The 1,291-nt window shown below is 37.4% G+C and carries 1 protein-coding gene; it reads right to left on the bottom strand.

The features are described 5' to 3' along the window. Window positions 1-700: 700 nt before the first annotated feature. Window positions 701-1,099 (bottom strand): hypothetical protein, encoded by a 399-nt coding sequence (locus ACFQ4A_RS16400; RefSeq protein ID WP_382402499.1) that lies wholly within the window; start codon window positions 1,097-1,099, stop codon window positions 701-703. Window positions 1,100-1,291 lie beyond the last annotated feature (192 nt).

Raw genomic sequence — 1,291 nt, 5'->3', positions numbered from 1 at the left:
TGCTAGTATCCTTATTATACGATAGTACGAAATAGTACGCAATAATTTTAAGTAAAATTTGACAAAAAAATATAAGCCTGAGTTGGCTTACGGTCACTTTTTATTCAATTTGGGTGTCAAACTCCCGTGTTATGTTACGGAAGAATGATTCGTACTAGAGATATTTATTTATCATGTCCAATTTGAAGAAGAACAAATATCTCCTCAGAAATGACAGTATAAATAATCGCAATATGTTATAATAGAATTCAATAGACTGGCTTCGCATGAGGGGTTTGGTGGCACTGTCGATCTGCCGTTAGTCTTCGTTGGGAGACTTCCCGGGGAGGGAGGTGCTTGCCAATGGACATTGTTAGTGCGCTAACGCTCATGATATCCTTCGGGATGAAAGCTTGCGTTCATCGTATCTGATAATAACCATAGAAAATAATCCCTCATGCACTTTAGCAGGTCCGTGAGGGATTATTTTCGCTCGCTACCTTTCCCCCTCTTGACGGGGTTCGGTCTATTGAGACCGCTCCATGTACCAGCATGGGCGGTCTTTAATATTGTATTCACTTATAATGTTTCTATGTTAATTATACCACGTAATCATTATTTGTACACATTTTATTTGTTCCTTCAACATCCTTTTTAAATCGGCATATTTGGTATCAAAAAAGCTTTCTTATTCGATTAGCGCGCCCCGTTTATTGACTATTCAACTTTTCGAATATAATTTATCCATTAAGTGCGCGGCGTCTCTTCCAACACCACAAACAAGGGCAGAGCCACGATTGTGTTGCCAAGGTAGTCCAATATAATATAACCCATCAATAGGACTTATACCACGACTATGTATAGGTCTGCCTTTTTTATCAACTGCTCCATCAATGTGGATTATTTCATAAGATGGAACAAAACCAGTAGCCCAGATGATTTGATTTACTTTAAGTGAAGTACCATCAGAAAAGGTTACCTTTTTACCTTCAACCTTTGTTACCCGTGGTTTAATTTTTATCTTCTGGCTTTTAATGGCTTGTTTTAATTCTTTTCCAAATATAGGATCATTTCTTTTTTGAAAGAGTCTGCCTCTAATTGTATTTGTACCAGCATACAAAAGTTGAAGTTTCTCTAGCCAATAAAAAATACTTCTCCCAAGTACCTCTAAAAGTCCGGTGAAAAATATTTTTCATCCATCAAAGATGCGAGAGATGCGAGCAAAGACCCGAATTTTTCTTGGATTCTCTTAAAAATAAGGGGAATAAAGTGATGATGGTGGTGTATTTCATCCCGATTTTTCGTTTCAGCG

Source organism: Lentibacillus salinarum, from assembly GCF_042679865.1.
GTDB classification, from domain to species: domain Bacteria; phylum Bacillota; class Bacilli; order Bacillales; family Amphibacillaceae; genus Lentibacillus; species Lentibacillus salinarum.
This window is presented reverse-complemented; position numbering and strand designations above follow the sequence as displayed.